The organism is Streptomyces sp. NPDC059224, from assembly GCF_042754285.1.
Lineage (GTDB): Bacteria > Actinomycetota > Actinomycetes > Streptomycetales > Streptomycetaceae > Streptomyces.
Genome location: NZ_JBHZAN010000060.1, coordinates 1 through 14,594, shown reverse-complemented (window position 1 = coordinate 14,594; position 14,594 = coordinate 1). Strand labels below are relative to the sequence as shown.

Here is a 14,594-nt window from a genome sequence, read left to right as displayed (position 1 = left end):
TGCGTCGGTCAGTCGTCGGGCCACTCAATCCCGTTGGCCGCGAACGCCTGGACGATCGCCGGGTCATCGAGGAACAGCTGAAGGCTGTCCAGCTCGGTGTCCCAGTCCTCGGCCTGGAGGGCGGCGATCATGGGTGTGAGGGTCTTCTCCTTCAGCTCGTCGCTGGCGCCTGCCTCTCGGAGGGCGCGCGCTACGGGGTCGATAAACGTGGCGCCGGCGGATCCCCATCCCATGGTCAGTTCTCCTTCGTGGTGGGCTCGGTTGCGGTGTGGGGCGTGGCTCCGGTGGCACGGTCCGACCACACGTGTCCTTGACCGTCGTCGTGCCAGCCTCCCGGGGAGTGCTCCTCTTCGGTGAACACGGGTTCGTTGCTCTCGTCGTAGTGCCCTGCGGGTGCGGCGCAGCGGTGGAAGGCTGCGCCCGGTTCGAAGCTGTTGGGGATGGTGGCCGTGCAGGTGACGGGCTGCTCCGTGGTGGGCTCGGTGCCGTCCAGGGCGCGGACGGTGTCGCACGGCCAGGCGTGGCCGCAGTGGGCGCAGACGAGAGCTTCCATTCGAAGGACGCTGGCGTGCAGGTCGCGCACCCGCTCAATGGCGTCCTCGGCCCGGTCCCCGCGCTCCTGCCACGCGTGCCGTTCCTCGGCCATCTCCTGCCGCTGCTCACGCGCCAGCCGTGCCGCCTCGTCAGACCGGTCGCGCTCGCCCCGCGCCTGCTCGGCGCGTTCCTTCCACCGGTCCCGCTCCTTGGCGAGGGCGAGGCGCAGCCGCTCCTCCTCGGCGCGCCTGGCTTCCGTGCGCTCCAGTTCGGGCACGATCAGCTGCACGTGCCGCTTGTTCCCGGCTGCCACCTCGCGTGCGGTGTCGGCCTCGCGGATCTCGGCCTCGGTGTGCTGGCGTAGTAGGTCGCCCTCGTCCCACGTCAGGCCGACACGCTGCGCGCGGCCGAGGAGGATGCGCAGGCTGTCTCGGCGGACGGCGCGCTGTGTGTCCTCGTCGGCGGCCTGGTCCGCCAGCGCGGCCCGCTCCTGCGCCGCCTGGAGCTGCTCGTCGCTGAGGATCAGGGGGTGGCTGATCCGCTTGACCGACAGCTGCTCCTCGGTGGCCGGCGCTGCGGCCGTGTCGAGCCAGGGCGTGGGGTCCTCCGACTCGAAGCGGGCGCAGGGCCGGTCCCCACACGGGCCGTTGTAGGACTCCGGGCAGGTGCGGGTCTCCATCCGACGGCAGGTGGCCAAGGGCATGTTGTCGGCGATGAGGTTGTAGGTCGTCGCCGCGTCGTCGTCGGTGGCGACCTCGGTGCGGACGACGGGCGTCGACAGGGCGTCGGCGATGCGTCGGACCTGCGTCGTCAGCTGCTCGGCGGCACGGACGACGGCCTTCGCGTCAGGGCTGGGCTGGCTCACAGCCGCTCCTTCGGGTCGATGCGGTCGGCGCACATGCACCGGCATGTGCCCTCGTCGCCGCAGTCGCACTGTCGGCGCAGCTGCTCGGCGAGCTGGTGGGCGAAGGCGTCGGCGAGCTGCTCGGCGCGCTCCTTGCCGACGACGTACGCGAGCTCTTGCACGAGCTCATCGCGGGGCGTGCTCACAGGGTCTGGTCCTTTCGGGTGCAGTGCTTGGGGTCGTGCTCGGCGCCGGCGGTCGCCCACCACGTCTCGCAGCAGCCGGGACCCGGCGGGGCTGCGGGCGGCGGCGCAGTGGTGGGCCGGGCCGTGTGCTCCAGGCGGGCGAGGGCGTCCCGCAACTCCTCACGGTGGTAGGCGTGGTGGACGGCGGCGGCAACGAACAGCACGGCCATCACCCCGAACACCGCGGCGTACCCGTAGCGGCCGGCGTTGCGGGCGGTGCCGCCGAAGTGCAAGAGCACCCCGGCGGCGGCCATGTAGCAGCAGGCGAGCACGGTGGTGATGCGGCTCATCGGCTGATCACGATCTGGTCGAGTGGGGTGTGGGTGGCTATCTGGCCATGGAGTTCCCGGAGCCGGGCGAAGGCCTTGCTGTCGCTGAGGTTGAGCCGTTGGCGGGCGGCTGCGGTGAGGCGGAACCAGCAGGCCCGGCACAGGTAGTGGCCGGCGGCCCGGGTGTTGGGGCAGTTGGGGCAGCTGAGTTTCATCGGCGTCTCCAGGGTGGGAAGAGGGCGTGGCCGCAGAGGAGTGCGGCGGTGGTGAACACGAGGACGACGAACGCGATGACGCCGGTCACCGGATCACTCGGATCACGCCGAGCGGGATGCGGTCGCGTAGCGCGGCCCGTAGCTGGGTGCGCCTGCGCTCGGCGAGGACGTCGCGGCGCTGGAGTCGGGTCCGGGTGTCGTGGGGCAGCTGGGGCCAGCAGTCGGGGCAGAGGAGCTGGCGGGGGGTGCGCCAGCCGGTGTGGCAGCCGGGGCAGTCGAGGGGCAGGTGTCCGTTCACGGCGGTCTCCGATGGGTCAGCTGGCGATCGCGAGGGCGTGTGCGCCCGCGTGCGGGCCTCGCAGGGGTTCGGCGGGCTCCAGGGCCACGACAGGCGCACACGGCCGTGCAGCCTCGGCCCGCAGCCGCTCCCGGCGCTTCGCAGACTGACGTCCCTGCGCCGACCTACAGCCGTCACACGGCCGCTCCCCCAACTTCCGGTGCATGGCGTAGCCGCGGACCGTGCCGCCCTCCCGGTGCGCCAGCTCCAGCAGCCGGCGCCGGTTCGCTTCCACCGCCTCGTCGTGGACCGCCTGGCAGCGCGGGCACACCTCCTGCTTCCGCCGAAGGTGGACCTGGTAGCCGCGCTCGGTGCCGCAGCCCATGGCCCGGGCCTCGAAGTCCACCCCGCCCCAGACGCCGTGCTGCTCCCTGGTGGCGAGGGCGTGCTGCTGGCAGGCGAGGAGCAGGGGGCAGCGGTGGCACTGGCGGGCTGCGTAGTGCCGTTCGTTCGGGTCTGTGCTGAAGAACGGGGCGGGCTCTTCGCGGCAGGGCAGGCCCGTGGTGGTGGCGGTGAGGGTGGCGAGGCTGGGCATGGGCGCTCCCCTGGGGGTTGGTCGTGGGGCGGTTGGCCGGGCTGCTGGTCAGGCGGTGGTGGGCTCGGGGGCTTCCCAGAGCGTTCGCGGGATGTGCTCGGTGCCGGTGGGGTCACGGGGTCGTGCTGGCGTGTCCCAGCCGGGCCGAGGGGGGCGCTCGGCGATGACGCGCCACCCGGCTGCTCGGAGTGAGGCGCCGGTCTCTCCGGCCTGCGTGTAGGTGATGAGCCGCGTGTAGCCGAGGGCGTAGGCGGCTCGGCAGGCGGCGCCGTAGAGCATCGAGTTGACGTTGGGCGTGCCGTCGGTGGCGGATCGGGTGACTTCGAGGGTCTGTCCGTTGTCGAAGTGGCGGGCGACCGGTCGGCCGACGATCACGACGCCGTGGAGTATCCGGCGCTCGTCGGCAACCCCGACCGTGAACTTCATGCCCTGCGGTGCGTCGTGGTGGCGGTGCCACATGGCAACGAAGGCGGCGGCGTCGCGGAAGTGGACGGGCACGAGGTGCAGAGTCATGCGCTGTGCCTTCCGTGGTCGGTGGTGGCGAGGTACTGCTCGCAGCCCGCGCAGAGGTCGCGGCCGGTGCGGATGAGCGGGATCTGGCAGCGGCGGCAGCGGCCGGCGGTGGCGGCGGGTGCCGGTCCGGCGTCTGGCCGGTCGGTGTGGGGGTGTTCCTGGTGATCGATCTGCTCTCCAGGGGGCCCATCCACCTGAGGTTGATCAACTGCGTCAGCCCCGTCGTGGGAATCCCTTGGATACCCCCCTGGGTTGTTCGGGCCGCGGTGGCCCGAACCGGTCGGGCCGCGGTGGCCCGAACTCATACGGGCCGCGGTGGCCCGAACTTCTTCATCCGTACCGTCGGTAAGTTCGGGCCGCGGTGGCCCGATGTGGTTCGGGCCGCGGTGGCCCGAACTCTCGTCGTCGTCCTGCCACGGCGCAGCACCCTTGCCGGGCGCCCTGCCCGTCGACTTCAGGTAGTCCTCGGCCGCCTGCCAGTCCGGGAACGGGTGCACCACGAGGACGTACCGGGTCGCCTTGCCGCGCTTCCGCTCACCCACCACCCGGACGACGCCGGCACGGACGGCGGCCTCCAGGTAGCGGCGCGCGTCCTTCTCGCGACAGCAGGAGACAGCGGCGATGTCGGTGATGCGGATGGGCTTGCGGTCGCCGTTGAAGGCGATCTCCCCCGAGGCGCTGGCCAGGTTCCGCAGTTGGCACAGGAGCAGGGGCAGCCCGGAGCGGCGTAGGTACGCGGACATCTGCTTCCGCGTCCACTGCCACGCCAGCGCGTTCCCGAAGGCGTTCGGGACGCTGCCGGGGGCCGGGGCCTGCTGGTCAGTGCTCAACTCGGGCTTCTCTCGGTGATGTTGCGGAACCGATCCGGCAAGATCCGGTCGGTCCGGGGCGCCCGCTGTACGGCCGCCCCGGCGACGGGCAGCTAGTTCTGGTACTCGGCCCGGCGGCGCGCCTCCACGCGCGCCTTGTGGGCCTTCAGCTCGGCCTCGGTCGGCTTGCTCGCGGTGAGGTCGGCGAGCGTGTCGTCCGGGTGGATGGGCCCCTTGCCGACCTCGTCGAACGTCCCGTCGATCTGTCGGCCGCGGTACATGGCGGCGCGGGCCTCGATCAGGGACTTGGCGTCCTCGTCGGAGCGGGCGACCTCGCAGCCGGTGACGCGCAACTTGACGTTCGGCTTCTTGTCCTCGCCCTCGGCGTGGCCGGTGTAGGACTTCGAGGTGAGTTCCACGATGGCGTAGACGACCTGGCCCGGCTTCTCGAAGAGGCCGCGGCGCTGCTCGCGGGTCATCGACGCCTCGATGGCGACGGCCGCCGAGTCGAGCTTGACCTCGGGGACTTCGGTGGATGCGAGCTTGGGCATGTGCTGGCCTTTCTGGATCGGGTGGTGCGGGTGCTGGGGCGGGCCCGCCGAGGGGGCGGCGGGCCCGGTGACGGCCGCGGGTTGGGGCCCGGGGGTTCGGCCGTCGGGAGGGTGGTCAGGAGCCGTCGGCGATGGCGCGCAGCTGGTCGATCCCGGCCGTCCCGCTGCGCATGAGAGCGATGGCGGCGGCGTACTCGGGGAAGGCGGCGGCGAGGCGGTCGGCGTTCGCGGTGTCGGCCGACGTCCAGAGGTTGAGGAGCTTGGCGGCGAAGGTGCTGGGGGGCCAGCCGCCGAGCCGCTCTTGGAAGAGGACGTGCGCGGCGGCCTCGGCGGGAATGGCGCCCTTGGCGGGGGCCTCGGCCGGGGTGGCAGCGGCGCGGACGTCTTCCCAGACCATGGTGGTCTTGGGGCGCTGCTCCACCTCGGCGCCCTTGACCTCGCGGTCGTCGTTCCAGGGGTCGGTGTCTTCCTGGTTCTCGGTCAGGCCCTCGTCGTAGTAGACGCGGTACGCCTTGCCGTCATCCGGGGCGCGGAAGATCAGCTCGTTCACGGACACCCAGCGCCGGGTGTCGACCTGCTCACGGTGCAGGATCTCGGGGGCGTCGTCGGCCCACGCGCCGGGGAGGTCCCAGGCTTCGAGCTGCTCGCGGGTGAAGATGCGGTCGGTCATCGTGGTCCGTTCTGCTGGTAGCGGTCAGCCGCCTCAGCGGCCTGGATAGCGAGGGCTTCCTCGGCGCAGGTCTTGTGCGCGGGCTTGCCATGCGAGTCGCGTAGCTGCGTGTCGAACCCGCAGTAGCGGCAGGGGCGCGGGCCGTCGTAGTCCCAGTGCTTCGAGTCACGCCAGTCGAGGAGCTGGCCCGGGACGTAGTCGCGTTGCGGCGGGGCGCGGCGCCCGCGGGCCGGACTCACCGCGCGGCCTTCGTCGTGCCCGTACGCCGCAGCCGGTTGTCCGCGTCCGTGTTCGCCTGCCGGCACGGCCCGCAGATCTCCGTCCGCTCCCGGATGTGCTTCTGGTAGCCGGGCCTGGTACCGCACTTGGCGGGCTGGCGGGGCTGCTTCGGCACCGGTGCGGCCTTCGGCGTCGCGCGTCGCTGGCGCCGCACCATGTCGGTGCGCTCGGCCGCGCTGAACCCGCCGAAAACCCCGTACCGGGCGGACTGGTCCTCGGCCTGGAGCGCCTCGGCGAGGCAGTCCCGGCGGACGGGGCAGACCGCGCAGAACCGCTTGGCCTGCTCCATGCCGGTCCGGGACTCGGTGAAGAACGCTTCGAGGTCGATGCCTCGGCAGGCCGCTCGCAGTGCCCAGCTCGCGGCGGTCATCGGGCCACCGCCTGGTAGCCGAGGGGGTCCTCGTCGGGCTCCAGCCCGCGGACCACGAGGACCAGCTGCCCGCGCTTCACGACCGTGCCGAGACGCATGTCCGGGCCCACGACACGCGTGTGGTCGTCGTCCTCGAACAAGCCCGCGTCCACGAGCCCGTCCACCGCCGCTTTGAAGCTGCCGTACCAGTTGGCCGGATCTCGGCGGCGGCCGTCAGTGGACGGGTGCAGCACACCGAGGATGTGTGCCCGCTCGAACAGCGGGTCCGGCTTGGCGGCGGCCAGAGCATCCATCAGGGACGGGCACTCACTGACCGATTCGAACGCTGCTTCGCGGATCTTCTTCGTCAGCCGGGCGCGGGCTTTCTCGTGCATGCGCTGGTTGGCGTTGATCAGGTCCAGCCCCGCGGGCAGGGTGATGACGTAGGGCCGGGGCCCGGCCGCCGTGGTGGCGGCCGGGACCTCGGGCTCGAAGAGCGTCGGCTCGATCACTCCGCACCGCCGCTCTGGCGGGAAGCAGCGCGAGCCTGCCACTCCTCTTCCGTCAGGTACTGCTTCGGCTTCGGAGCAGCCGCCTTCCTCGGCTTCCCAGCGGAGTGCCCCCGTTGGTAGTCCCGCTGTGCCGCGAGGCACTCCTCGCAGGCCTGCTCACGCCTATAGCGGTGCTGCTTGTACCCGCCGAGGGTGCCGTGCGCGATCGGCTTCAACTGCGACGGCCGCTTGACTGGGGAGTTGAAGTTCTCGCGCTGTTCCGTGGTGTTCGCCTCCGTGCACGGCGGGCAGGGCTGTTCGCCGTTGCGCCGATGACGGCGGTAGCCAGCAGCGGTTCCGCACGATGCGACGGCGCCGGGCCCCCGGCGAGGCCGGTTGAAGATGGCGGTGAACAGCTCGTCCAGCTGGTCATCGGTGTCAGCCACGGCCCACCTCCGGCGTGCGCGGGGTCGGGTCCGTGGTGATCGTGCGGCATGTCCAGCACTGCCGGCCGCCGGGCCGCAGGAACGCGTGCAGCGTCTCCCGCTCCTCGGCCGGGCACCACGCCACGTCGTTGACCATGGCCTCGGTGGGACGCATCAGCGCGCGCAGCGAGACGGTGGCCTCGGGGCACTGGGTGCTGGCGCCTTTGCGGCGGTGGCCGTGGCCGGGCTCCATGAACTGTCGGATGCGGGCGAGAGGGCTCACGACTCGTCCCTCGATCCGGGAGCCGGGGCCGTCGGCCACGAGGTGTTGGCGAGCAGGCTCACGATTCGGCCCCCGCTCCCACCGCAAGCGGCGCCGAGAACCCCGGGACCACGAGCCGCCCCGCCTGCCACGCCCTCGCGATGTCGTCCCGCCCGGTGGGCTTGAAGCGCAGCGAGTGGTTCCGCGACCGGGTGGCCTTCACCTCCACGCCGGGCACGTCGTGCATCTCACCGGTCGCGGTGTCGACCACCCGGGCCACGCCCGCGGCCGTCATCTCGGCGAGCACCTTGTCCGCGAAGGCCGGCCGCACCTCGGCGACGAACCTGCGGGCGATCTCGTCCGGGTAGGCCTCCATTACCCACGCCTGGAACGCCTCGGCGTCGGTCACCTTGGCCTCGGGCTTGGGGTCGGTGAGCGAGATGGTGGCGATCGGCGTGCCGTCGTCCAGCTTGGCGGCGACCTGCCGGGTACCGGTCTGCTCCTCGGCCGTGTCGAGCGCGGCCTGCGTCTCGGCGCGGACCTGCTTCAGCCGGTCGGTGACCGCGTCGGCGAGGGCCTTCAGGGTGGCCTCTTCGCGGGCCAGTTCGAGGAGGTTGCTCATGCGGCGGCGCTCCCGGTCATGAGGTCGCGGGCCTGCCGGAACTCGGCGGCGGTGCCCTGGTCGATGGGGTGGCCGAAGGCGGACACGAACTGCGCGGGCAGGCCGTCGGCGAAGTTGACGGCGCGGGCGGCGTCCCACATCGCGTCGAGGGCGGTCTGCCGCTCGTTCGCCCCGGCCGGCGGCATGGCGCCGGGCCGCTGCTGCGCGGGCGCCGGGTCCGGAACAGCCGTCGGCGCGGACGCGGGCGCGGGCGCGGGCGGCGGCGGGCTGCTCGGCGGCGGGGTGTCGTCGTCCTCGCCGGGCGGCGCCTGCTCGGGCTTCACCGGGGCGTCGTCGGCCTCGGGCACCGGGTCACCCATATAGGCCAACGACCGCATGACCACGGCGTCCTGCGAGCCGTCGTTGTACAGCGAGAGACCGAACTGGTCGCCGAGGTTGACCGCACATCGCTTCAACGCCTGCGACAGCGCGGTCTTCATGGCGAGGTCGTGCGCGTCGCCCACGGACGGCTGGTTGATCGCGTCCCCGGCGGCGGCGTCCTCGAACACCGTGAGCGGGCGCCCGTCCGTCGCCTTGACGGTGAGGCGGACCTGCGCCCGGTAGACGACGGTCCACGCGGGGTAGGCCGGGCCGTACTCCTCGCCCGCCTTGTTCTTCTTCCGGTACTTCGGGTTGACGTGGTCGTGGACGAGGTCCAGTGCCACGGTCTCCACAGTGAACCCGTCGAAGCCGAAGATCCGGATGAGCTGGCGGCGGACGTCCCACGCCTCCAGGTGCGACATGCCGCGCAGGTTGCGGACGCGCTTGCCGCTGATCGGCTGGAGCAGGAACGCGACCTGCTGTTCGGTGAGCTTGGGGCCGGTCACGGGCGGCCGTCCTTCCGGTTGGTGCGGAGCGTGTAGTAGCGGGCGTTCGGCCGGTCGTGGAGCTGCATCAGCCCCTGGTGCGCGCGGCGGGAGAGGAAGGCGCGGGCGTCGGTGCGGCCCACGGGCCGCCCGTAGCGGGCGAGGTACAGCCGCTGCACGCGGGCGGTGTCCCATTCGCCACCCCACGTGCGGATGGCGGTGTCGAGGACGCGCTCCCAGTCGGTCGGCCAGCCGGGCTCGGGCCCGGCGGCCGAGGCGAGGGCCTCGGCCGGCACGGTGGTGGTCATCAGGCGTCGTCCCCGTCCACGACGACGGGCGCGGGGGTGGTCGCGGCGGCCGAGGCCCACGCATCCCACTCCGTCTCGGTCAGTCCCGCGTTGTCGTTGCCCGCCGTAGCCGCGGACAGGGCGGTGGCGGCGGCGAGCGCGAGGGTGGCGTGGCCCACGACCGCCGTGGCGATCGCGAGGGCCGCAGTCGGGTCGGCGTTGTCGCCGAGGGCGAGGCGTTCTACCTTCCGCAGCAGCGCCTCGGCCTCGCGGTAGTGAGAGGGTCCGGTGGCCATCAGCGGCCGTCCTTCCTGTGCAGCACGTAGTGCCGGTTGTCGGGCTCCTCCACGAGCACGAGGTAGCCGGCCTTGTGGAGGGCTTCGAAGTCGCGGCGGTGGGTGCCGCGCTGGACTACGCCGGGGTCAGTGAGGGCGTAGAGCGACCCCACGCGGGCGGTGTTCCACTGGCCCCCGTAGGTGCGGATCGCGCCGAGGAGCCGCTGTTGCCGTTCGGTGAGTCCGGGGGTGGCGTCGGCCAGCGTCCGGCTGCTCTTCCCCTTGGCCTGCTCCCGAGCGGCGGCGTCGTCGCTGGCGTGCAGCCACAGCAGGCGCCGGACCTCGGGCAGCTGGTCGTCATCGCGGACGACCGTGCGGAGGGTGCGGACCAGCGTGCGGAGCATGGCCAACTCGCCGTCGTACGCCTGCCCATCGGCGGCCAGCACCTCGGCGCGGTAGGCGTCGATCAGCTGGTTCGCCCCGGGGCCGTTCAACTCGGGCGTGACGGCGCAGGCGAGGTCATCGCGGGCGCTCATCGGCGGCCTCGCTTCCAGTGCCAGTGCAGGGCGAGGGTGGGGGCGTCGACCGCGCAGTACAGGAACCAGACCGCCCACACGAGGCCGAGCCACAGCACCCACTCGATGACCTGGTCGGACGTCACGACGCACCACCCGTCGCGGGCTGCGTCACCGTGGTGTCGAGGCGGTAGAGCTGACGGAACAAGCCGACGCGCAGCGCGCTGAACGACGTCGCCGGACGTCCGCGCCAGTCCCTACCGCGGATGTCGAAGGCGATGCTCGGCTCGGCGGCACCGTCTACGGTCCAGACCCGGGTCACCTTCACCCGCACGTCCGGCTCGGCGGCCCGCCAGTAGATCTGACCGACGACCACCGGGGCCGTGTCCTGCATTGCGGCCAGCCCGTCACGGAAGGACCGGATCACCTCGTGCACGCGGTTGATCGCCTCGCCCATCGGCTCGTGCTCGGCCGCGGACCCGAGGGAGATCAGGAAGTTGTCGAGGGACTTCGCGTCCAGCTGCTCGGCGAAGGCCAGCGGCGCGGCCTCCAGCTCGGCGACCCGCGCCCGCAGCTGCTCCAGCTCGGCGGCGGTCTCCGGGGACATCAGCAGCTGCGCCGACTCCAACGCCAGCGCGATACCCGCCGCCGTCCTCGTCTGCATGAGCGCGCGGTTGATGACGTCCGCCGCGGTATTCACCCGGCGCGTGTTCATGCCGCACCGCCCGACTCCGGGCGGTAGCCGCACTCGTTCGGGGCGTGGTCCGTGTTGCAGCCGGTGCACCACTCGTCGGGCTCGCCGTCTTCCTTGGGCGCGTCCAGGAGCGTCCAGATCTTCACCGGGATGCCTGCGACCACCGCGTTGGCCACGGTGTACATCTGCGGGTCGGTCTCGCTGTGCGGTCGGGTCGTCGTCTCGACCCCGAGAACCTTGGCCAGCTGCTCCACGCCGTCGAGGTCCATGTGGAAGCTGACGTCCACGTGGGACTTGCGGGGGCTGAAGCTGTAGCACGTGACGGTGACCGTGGTCGGCGGCACCGGGGACACCACCTGCACGTGCAGGGCCACCGAATGCGCGGCCATCAGACTCTTCTTGCGCTGCACGTCGCTCATGCCGACACCGCCGTCTCGGCCGCGCGCTCCAGCACCGCCACCGCCGACTCCGTGGTCCGGGACTCCGCGTCCCCCCACGAGTCCACGTGCGCCTCCAGGTCGAAGATGCCGCCGAACAGCGGTCCCTCCCCGTCGACCTCCAGCCGCAGTGCCAGCGTGGCGATCGCCTCGTCGGCCAGCAGCGAGGTGCGGTGCGGGTCGCCGGTCGTCGCGCACTTCAGCGCCGCCACGATCGACATCGGCCGCAGGTGATGCGGGACGTCCATCTCGCGGTCCATGGCGTCGGGGACGAAGTCGCCCTTGTGCAGGCCGTTCGCGGCGAGCAGGCGGGCCGCCGCGCGGAACACCGCCGGGACCGAGGCCGGACGCGCGAGAGGCGACTCGTGCAGCGGGATCGCCCGCCTGCGGGTCTGCAATGATGTGGCCATTCGGTGGCCTCTTTCTGTGTGTAGGGGCGCCGGGTCGGGGGTCGCCAGGCCGGTCAAAGCGGGCGGCCCTTCGGCGTTTCTGGGGTCAGGCGGTCGGCGCGAGCGCGGCCTGCTTGGCGTGCCACTCCTCGCAGCGGGCGAGGTTGAAGCGGCGACCGCGGCCGGCGAACGGCTCCTCGGGCATCCCCGCGTCGATCCAGCGGAGGATCTGCCAGTCGGAGACGCCGTAGTACGTCTCGATCTGCTTCTGCGTGAGCAGCGGGACGAGGCCGGCCGGGAGGGGGGTGAGTCGTTCAGCCTTCGTCGGCATCGGGGGTTGACCTTTCGATATTCGAAGTCGAAGGTGAGGGCATGGCGAAGAGGTCTTGCAGGGGGGCGTTCGTCCTCCGGTGCAATGCTTCGGCAACGAACCAGGCAGTGGTCCACTCGCAGTGGTCACGTGCGGTTTTGCCCTGCCCGGTGATCCGCCCGACGGTGGCGGGGCTGACGCCCTTGCCGGTGGGGTCCACGTCCTTCGTCGCCTCGGCAAGTTCCGGGCCGGACATCTTGGCTCGGGCCATGGCGTCTCTGAGTGGCTTTCCGTCGCGCTTGCGGAGCAGCTTGGGCATGCGTGGACCTCGTGCCGTGGTGGCTGGTTCGCACCTCGTGTGAGGTGCTTCGATATTTCTACTTTCGAAATCGAAGCCTGTCAATGGATTCGCCGAGTTTCGCCAAGGCCTGCCGAGTCGGATGCGCCAATCGAAGACGTGTTCTATTCTGTCGGCATATGCAGCGTGCGACGGCGCGTAACGGGGAGGTCGCGCGCCGCCAAGTTCTCGCCATGCCTTCTACTTTCACTTGCGAAAAGTAGAAGCTGGCAGGCACTCTTACCTGCGTGGACACCCCCAGCGATCCCGCCGTGGAAACCTTTGCGCAGGCACTCGCCGCGCTGAAGGACGAGTACGGCGTCAAGGAGCCGGCCATCGCCGACCGGCTCGGCGTCCACGTCTCCACCGTGAACAACTGGGCCCGCGGCCTGGCGACCCCACGGCCGAAGTACATCCGTGCGCTTGCCGCGGCCTACCCCAAGTTCACCGAGGGGCGCCTGTTCGCAGCTGCCGGAAAGAGGGCGCCTGCCCCGCTCTCCCCGGACCGGCGAGACGCCGTGCTGAAGGTCTTCGACCGGCTCACCGAAGAACAGCAAGCCATGGTGTTGATCCAGGCCAACGCCCTAGCGGACAGCAACGACGCCGCTTCCTGACTGCTGCTCAGAAACTTTCGTACAACCCTGCCTTGGGCTCGCGTGTCTCCGTAAAACGGATCCGACTACTCCCCGTCAGGTTCTATGCATTCTCTGTGCGCAGAGTGGTCGCATATTCCACCAGACGGATGTACGGTCGGTCACAGAGCCGATGTCCTCCCCCATCGGTGCACCTCAGCCACACGTGCAACCCGGGGGAGTGCCTATGTGCATCCGCGTCCAGTCAGCGCCGCTCCAGTCGCTCACCGACCCATGGGACGCCGACCGGTTCACCATCACCATCCCCGCCGAACTCCACGGCCTCTACGCCATCGAAGCCCTGCGCACCGTTCTCGAAGAACTCGGCGTGGACCAACCCGAGTTCGGTGCACGCTGCTTGTGCGGCGAGCAACTAGACCTGCTCGCTGCCATCCCCAAGCAGAGGAGCAACGAGGTGATCCACCTTGGCGCGTAGGGCAGCAAACAACCCGAGGCAGCTGCGGTCCAAGTCCTGCGGCTGCAAGCAGTGCATGGCGAAGTTCCCGCCCGCCGACGGCGACGCTCGCAAGCCACGCCGTGACTGCATCGGCTCATGGCAGGCCCGCTACCGCGACGCTGACGGCGAGCAGAAAGCCCGGAACTTCCCGAAGAAGAAGGAGGCAGAAGCCTTCCTGGACGACGTCCGCGGATCAGTCCGGAAGGGCACCTACCTGGACCCGAAACGGGGCGACATCACCCTGGAGAAATGGTGGGACGAGTGGTGGCCGGCCAACACCCCATCGCGGCCGACCACGCGGAACCGGAAGTACTCGGCGTGGACGCACCACATCCGCCCGAAGTGGGGGAGGCGCAAGCTGAACTCCCTCACGTACCTGGAGCTTCAGACGTGGGTGGCCAAGGAGCTGAAGGGCCACGCCACGCAGACGAAGGTGCTGGAGCTGCTGAAGGCACTCCTGCGGGACGCAGTCCGGGATCAGCGGATCCCGTTCAGCCCGGCCGTCGATGTCACCAAGACGTCGTCGCCCCCAGTGAAGCACCCGGACGACATCGCACCGCCCACCACCGAGCAGTACGCCCTCATCCGTGAGCAGCTGCCCTCCTGGTGGCACCCCATCGCTGACTTCCTCGAGGAGACCGGTCTCAGGTGGGGCGAGATGGCCGGCACCCGCCGTGTCTTCTTCGACCTGGACGACGACACGGTCAAGGTGAGGGAAGTGGTCATTGACGACCGCGGCACGCTGCGGCGGCAGGGAATCCCCAAGACGGCCGCCGGCTTCCGCACCGTACCTCTCTCGCCGAAGGCCCGGACAGCGGTGGACATCATGATCGCCCGCCTGGATCCGGCCGCCACGGTCACCGCGGTGGAGGACGGCATGCACGCCGAGGAGCTGATGTTCCGGTCCCCGCTCGGCGGCGAACAGCGCAAGGTGGACGGGAAGCTGGTCACAGTCGAAGGCGCCTTGAACAGGAACAACTTTCGGCGCTACTGGATCCCGGCCATCAAGTCGGCCGGGCTCGCGCGGATGGTGACGAATCCGGAGACCGGCCGGAAGGAGTGGTGGCCGCGCGTCAGCGACTACCGGGACCGGTTCGCTTCGCGGCTGCACGAGGGCGGCATGTCCGAGGTGGACGTGCAGTACATCCTCGGGCACGAGCGGGGCGGGAAGGTGACGTGGATGTACACCCACCGTGGTGAGCAGGCACTGGAGAACGCGCGTGCGGCACTGAGCGAGGGCCGTCACCTGCGGGCCGTGTCGTGACGCGACAGGGCCGGGAGTCCACATGGATTCCACAAAACCCACCCGGAGGATCTTGGCGAGCCTCGGCGAACCGGGATCTCGGTAGGTCTCAGCACTACTGACCTGCACTCGGGGCCACCCGGCGACACCCGGCGAAACCGGGTCTGCGGTGCACGTGACTTTGCATGGCGGATGTCAGGGGTTCGACTCCCCTAGGCTCCAC

At 70.9% G+C, this 14,594-nt stretch carries 30 protein-coding genes; 3 read left to right on the top strand and 27 right to left on the bottom strand.

Going from position 1 to position 14,594, the window contains the following annotated elements; all coding sequences use genetic code 11:
* Nucleotides 1–8 precede the first annotated feature (8 nt).
* From ACFXI4_RS41215 to ACFXI4_RS41085, 27 genes are all read right to left on the bottom strand, one after another.
* Nucleotides 9–233, bottom strand: a complete 225-nt coding sequence (locus ACFXI4_RS41215) for a hypothetical protein (RefSeq protein WP_385001833.1) — start codon at nucleotides 231–233, stop codon at nucleotides 9–11.
* A gap of 2 nt (nucleotides 234–235) precedes the next feature.
* Nucleotides 236–1,399, bottom strand: coding sequence for a hypothetical protein (locus ACFXI4_RS41210; protein ID WP_385001830.1), 1,164 nt, complete (start codon nucleotides 1,397–1,399; stop codon nucleotides 236–238).
* Nucleotides 1,396–1,560, bottom strand: coding sequence for a hypothetical protein (locus ACFXI4_RS41205; RefSeq protein ID WP_385001827.1), 165 nt, complete (start codon nucleotides 1,558–1,560; stop codon nucleotides 1,396–1,398). The genes ACFXI4_RS41210 and ACFXI4_RS41205 overlap by 4 nt, the downstream gene beginning before the upstream one ends.
* A 20-nt stretch (nucleotides 1,561–1,580) precedes the next feature.
* Nucleotides 1,581–1,913: a hypothetical protein gene (locus tag ACFXI4_RS41200; RefSeq protein WP_385001824.1), complete on the bottom strand. Its 333-nt coding sequence runs from the start codon at nucleotides 1,911–1,913 to the stop codon at nucleotides 1,581–1,583.
* Nucleotides 1,910–2,107 carry a hypothetical protein gene (locus ACFXI4_RS41195; protein ID WP_385001821.1) on the bottom strand — a complete coding sequence of 66 codons (198 nt, stop codon included), beginning with the start codon at nucleotides 2,105–2,107 and terminating at the stop codon, nucleotides 1,910–1,912. Before ACFXI4_RS41195 ends, ACFXI4_RS41200 begins: the two co-directional genes overlap by 4 nt.
* Nucleotides 2,108–2,192: 85 nt before the next feature.
* The gene (locus tag ACFXI4_RS41190) at nucleotides 2,193–2,405 is read right to left on the bottom strand and encodes a hypothetical protein (protein WP_385001818.1); all 213 of its coding nucleotides are present in this window, start codon (nucleotides 2,403–2,405) and stop codon (nucleotides 2,193–2,195) included.
* A 16-nt stretch (nucleotides 2,406–2,421) separates the two neighbouring features.
* The gene (locus ACFXI4_RS41185) at nucleotides 2,422–2,979 is read right to left on the bottom strand and encodes a WhiB family transcriptional regulator (RefSeq protein WP_385001814.1); all 558 of its coding nucleotides are present in this window, start codon (nucleotides 2,977–2,979) and stop codon (nucleotides 2,422–2,424) included.
* A gap of 48 nt (nucleotides 2,980–3,027) precedes the next feature.
* The gene (locus tag ACFXI4_RS41180; RefSeq protein ID WP_385001811.1) at nucleotides 3,028–3,492 is read right to left on the bottom strand and encodes an XF1762 family protein; all 465 of its coding nucleotides are present in this window, start codon (nucleotides 3,490–3,492) and stop codon (nucleotides 3,028–3,030) included.
* Nucleotides 3,489–4,322 carry a hypothetical protein gene (locus ACFXI4_RS41175; protein ID WP_385001808.1) on the bottom strand — a complete coding sequence of 278 codons (834 nt, stop codon included), beginning with the start codon at nucleotides 4,320–4,322 and terminating at the stop codon, nucleotides 3,489–3,491. Before ACFXI4_RS41175 ends, ACFXI4_RS41180 begins: the two co-directional genes overlap by 4 nt.
* A gap of 92 nt (nucleotides 4,323–4,414) precedes the next feature.
* The gene (locus ACFXI4_RS41170; RefSeq protein WP_385001805.1) at nucleotides 4,415–4,852 is read right to left on the bottom strand and encodes a hypothetical protein; all 438 of its coding nucleotides are present in this window, start codon (nucleotides 4,850–4,852) and stop codon (nucleotides 4,415–4,417) included.
* A 115-nt stretch (nucleotides 4,853–4,967) separates the two neighbouring features.
* Nucleotides 4,968–5,522 (bottom strand): hypothetical protein, encoded by a 555-nt coding sequence (locus ACFXI4_RS41165; protein WP_385001802.1) that lies wholly within the window; start codon nucleotides 5,520–5,522, stop codon nucleotides 4,968–4,970.
* The gene (locus ACFXI4_RS41160; RefSeq protein ID WP_385001799.1) at nucleotides 5,519–5,761 is read right to left on the bottom strand and encodes a hypothetical protein; all 243 of its coding nucleotides are present in this window, start codon (nucleotides 5,759–5,761) and stop codon (nucleotides 5,519–5,521) included. Before ACFXI4_RS41160 ends, ACFXI4_RS41165 begins: the two co-directional genes overlap by 4 nt.
* Nucleotides 5,758–6,171, bottom strand: a complete 414-nt coding sequence (locus ACFXI4_RS41155; protein ID WP_385001796.1) for a WhiB family transcriptional regulator — start codon at nucleotides 6,169–6,171, stop codon at nucleotides 5,758–5,760. Before ACFXI4_RS41155 ends, ACFXI4_RS41160 begins: the two co-directional genes overlap by 4 nt.
* Entirely contained in the window at nucleotides 6,168–6,662 is a 495-nt protein-coding gene (locus ACFXI4_RS41150; protein WP_385001793.1) for a hypothetical protein, read from the bottom strand. The genes ACFXI4_RS41155 and ACFXI4_RS41150 overlap by 4 nt, the downstream gene beginning before the upstream one ends.
* On the bottom strand, nucleotides 6,659–7,087 hold the full coding sequence (locus ACFXI4_RS41145; RefSeq protein WP_385001791.1) for a hypothetical protein: 429 nt from the start codon (nucleotides 7,085–7,087) through the stop codon (nucleotides 6,659–6,661). The genes ACFXI4_RS41150 and ACFXI4_RS41145 overlap by 4 nt, the downstream gene beginning before the upstream one ends.
* Nucleotides 7,080–7,349 carry a hypothetical protein gene (locus tag ACFXI4_RS41140; RefSeq protein ID WP_385001788.1) on the bottom strand — a complete coding sequence of 90 codons (270 nt, stop codon included), beginning with the start codon at nucleotides 7,347–7,349 and terminating at the stop codon, nucleotides 7,080–7,082. Before ACFXI4_RS41140 ends, ACFXI4_RS41145 begins: the two co-directional genes overlap by 8 nt.
* Before the next feature lie 58 nt (nucleotides 7,350–7,407).
* A complete protein-coding gene (locus ACFXI4_RS41135; RefSeq protein WP_385001785.1) occupies nucleotides 7,408–7,950 on the bottom strand; it encodes a hypothetical protein in 543 nt (180 codons plus the stop codon).
* Nucleotides 7,947–8,816 (bottom strand): Rad52/Rad22 family DNA repair protein, encoded by an 870-nt coding sequence (locus tag ACFXI4_RS41130; RefSeq protein ID WP_385001782.1) that lies wholly within the window; start codon nucleotides 8,814–8,816, stop codon nucleotides 7,947–7,949. The genes ACFXI4_RS41135 and ACFXI4_RS41130 overlap by 4 nt, the downstream gene beginning before the upstream one ends.
* Nucleotides 8,813–9,103 (bottom strand): hypothetical protein, encoded by a 291-nt coding sequence (locus ACFXI4_RS41125; protein ID WP_385001779.1) that lies wholly within the window; start codon nucleotides 9,101–9,103, stop codon nucleotides 8,813–8,815. The genes ACFXI4_RS41130 and ACFXI4_RS41125 overlap by 4 nt, the downstream gene beginning before the upstream one ends.
* Complete coding sequence (locus ACFXI4_RS41120) at nucleotides 9,103–9,378, bottom strand: hypothetical protein (protein WP_385001776.1); 276 nt, start codon at nucleotides 9,376–9,378, stop codon at nucleotides 9,103–9,105. The genes ACFXI4_RS41125 and ACFXI4_RS41120 overlap by 1 nt, the downstream gene beginning before the upstream one ends.
* The gene (locus tag ACFXI4_RS41115) at nucleotides 9,378–9,893 is read right to left on the bottom strand and encodes a hypothetical protein (RefSeq protein WP_385001773.1); all 516 of its coding nucleotides are present in this window, start codon (nucleotides 9,891–9,893) and stop codon (nucleotides 9,378–9,380) included. Before ACFXI4_RS41115 ends, ACFXI4_RS41120 begins: the two co-directional genes overlap by 1 nt.
* Nucleotides 9,890–10,018 carry a hypothetical protein gene (locus ACFXI4_RS41110; RefSeq protein WP_385001770.1) on the bottom strand — a complete coding sequence of 43 codons (129 nt, stop codon included), beginning with the start codon at nucleotides 10,016–10,018 and terminating at the stop codon, nucleotides 9,890–9,892. The genes ACFXI4_RS41115 and ACFXI4_RS41110 overlap by 4 nt, the downstream gene beginning before the upstream one ends.
* Nucleotides 10,015–10,587, bottom strand: a complete 573-nt coding sequence (locus ACFXI4_RS41105) for a hypothetical protein (RefSeq protein ID WP_385001767.1) — start codon at nucleotides 10,585–10,587, stop codon at nucleotides 10,015–10,017. The genes ACFXI4_RS41110 and ACFXI4_RS41105 overlap by 4 nt, the downstream gene beginning before the upstream one ends.
* Nucleotides 10,584–10,985, bottom strand: coding sequence for a hypothetical protein (locus ACFXI4_RS41100; protein WP_385001764.1), 402 nt, complete (start codon nucleotides 10,983–10,985; stop codon nucleotides 10,584–10,586). The genes ACFXI4_RS41105 and ACFXI4_RS41100 overlap by 4 nt, the downstream gene beginning before the upstream one ends.
* Nucleotides 10,982–11,413: a hypothetical protein gene (locus tag ACFXI4_RS41095; protein ID WP_385001762.1), complete on the bottom strand. Its 432-nt coding sequence runs from the start codon at nucleotides 11,411–11,413 to the stop codon at nucleotides 10,982–10,984. Before ACFXI4_RS41095 ends, ACFXI4_RS41100 begins: the two co-directional genes overlap by 4 nt.
* A gap of 85 nt (nucleotides 11,414–11,498) precedes the next feature.
* Nucleotides 11,499–11,723, bottom strand: coding sequence for a hypothetical protein (locus ACFXI4_RS41090; RefSeq protein WP_385001759.1), 225 nt, complete (start codon nucleotides 11,721–11,723; stop codon nucleotides 11,499–11,501).
* Nucleotides 11,707–12,021, bottom strand: a complete 315-nt coding sequence (locus tag ACFXI4_RS41085; protein WP_385001756.1) for an XRE family transcriptional regulator — start codon at nucleotides 12,019–12,021, stop codon at nucleotides 11,707–11,709. The genes ACFXI4_RS41090 and ACFXI4_RS41085 overlap by 17 nt, the downstream gene beginning before the upstream one ends.
* Nucleotides 12,022–12,287: 266 nt before the next feature.
* Between ACFXI4_RS41085 and ACFXI4_RS41080 the strand changes: the two genes are divergently transcribed.
* The 3 genes from ACFXI4_RS41080 (at nucleotide 12,288) to ACFXI4_RS41070 (ending at nucleotide 14,392) form a co-directional block, all read left to right on the top strand.
* Nucleotides 12,288–12,653, top strand: a complete 366-nt coding sequence (locus ACFXI4_RS41080) for a helix-turn-helix domain-containing protein (RefSeq protein WP_385001753.1) — start codon at nucleotides 12,288–12,290, stop codon at nucleotides 12,651–12,653.
* Nucleotides 12,654–12,852: 199 nt separating this feature from the next.
* Nucleotides 12,853–13,107, top strand: a complete 255-nt coding sequence (locus ACFXI4_RS41075; protein ID WP_385001750.1) for a hypothetical protein — start codon at nucleotides 12,853–12,855, stop codon at nucleotides 13,105–13,107.
* A gap of 55 nt (nucleotides 13,108–13,162) precedes the next feature.
* Nucleotides 13,163–14,392, top strand: coding sequence for a tyrosine-type recombinase/integrase (locus ACFXI4_RS41070; RefSeq protein ID WP_385001747.1), 1,230 nt, complete (start codon nucleotides 13,163–13,165; stop codon nucleotides 14,390–14,392).
* The last annotated feature ends 202 nt before the right edge of the window (nucleotides 14,393–14,594 follow it).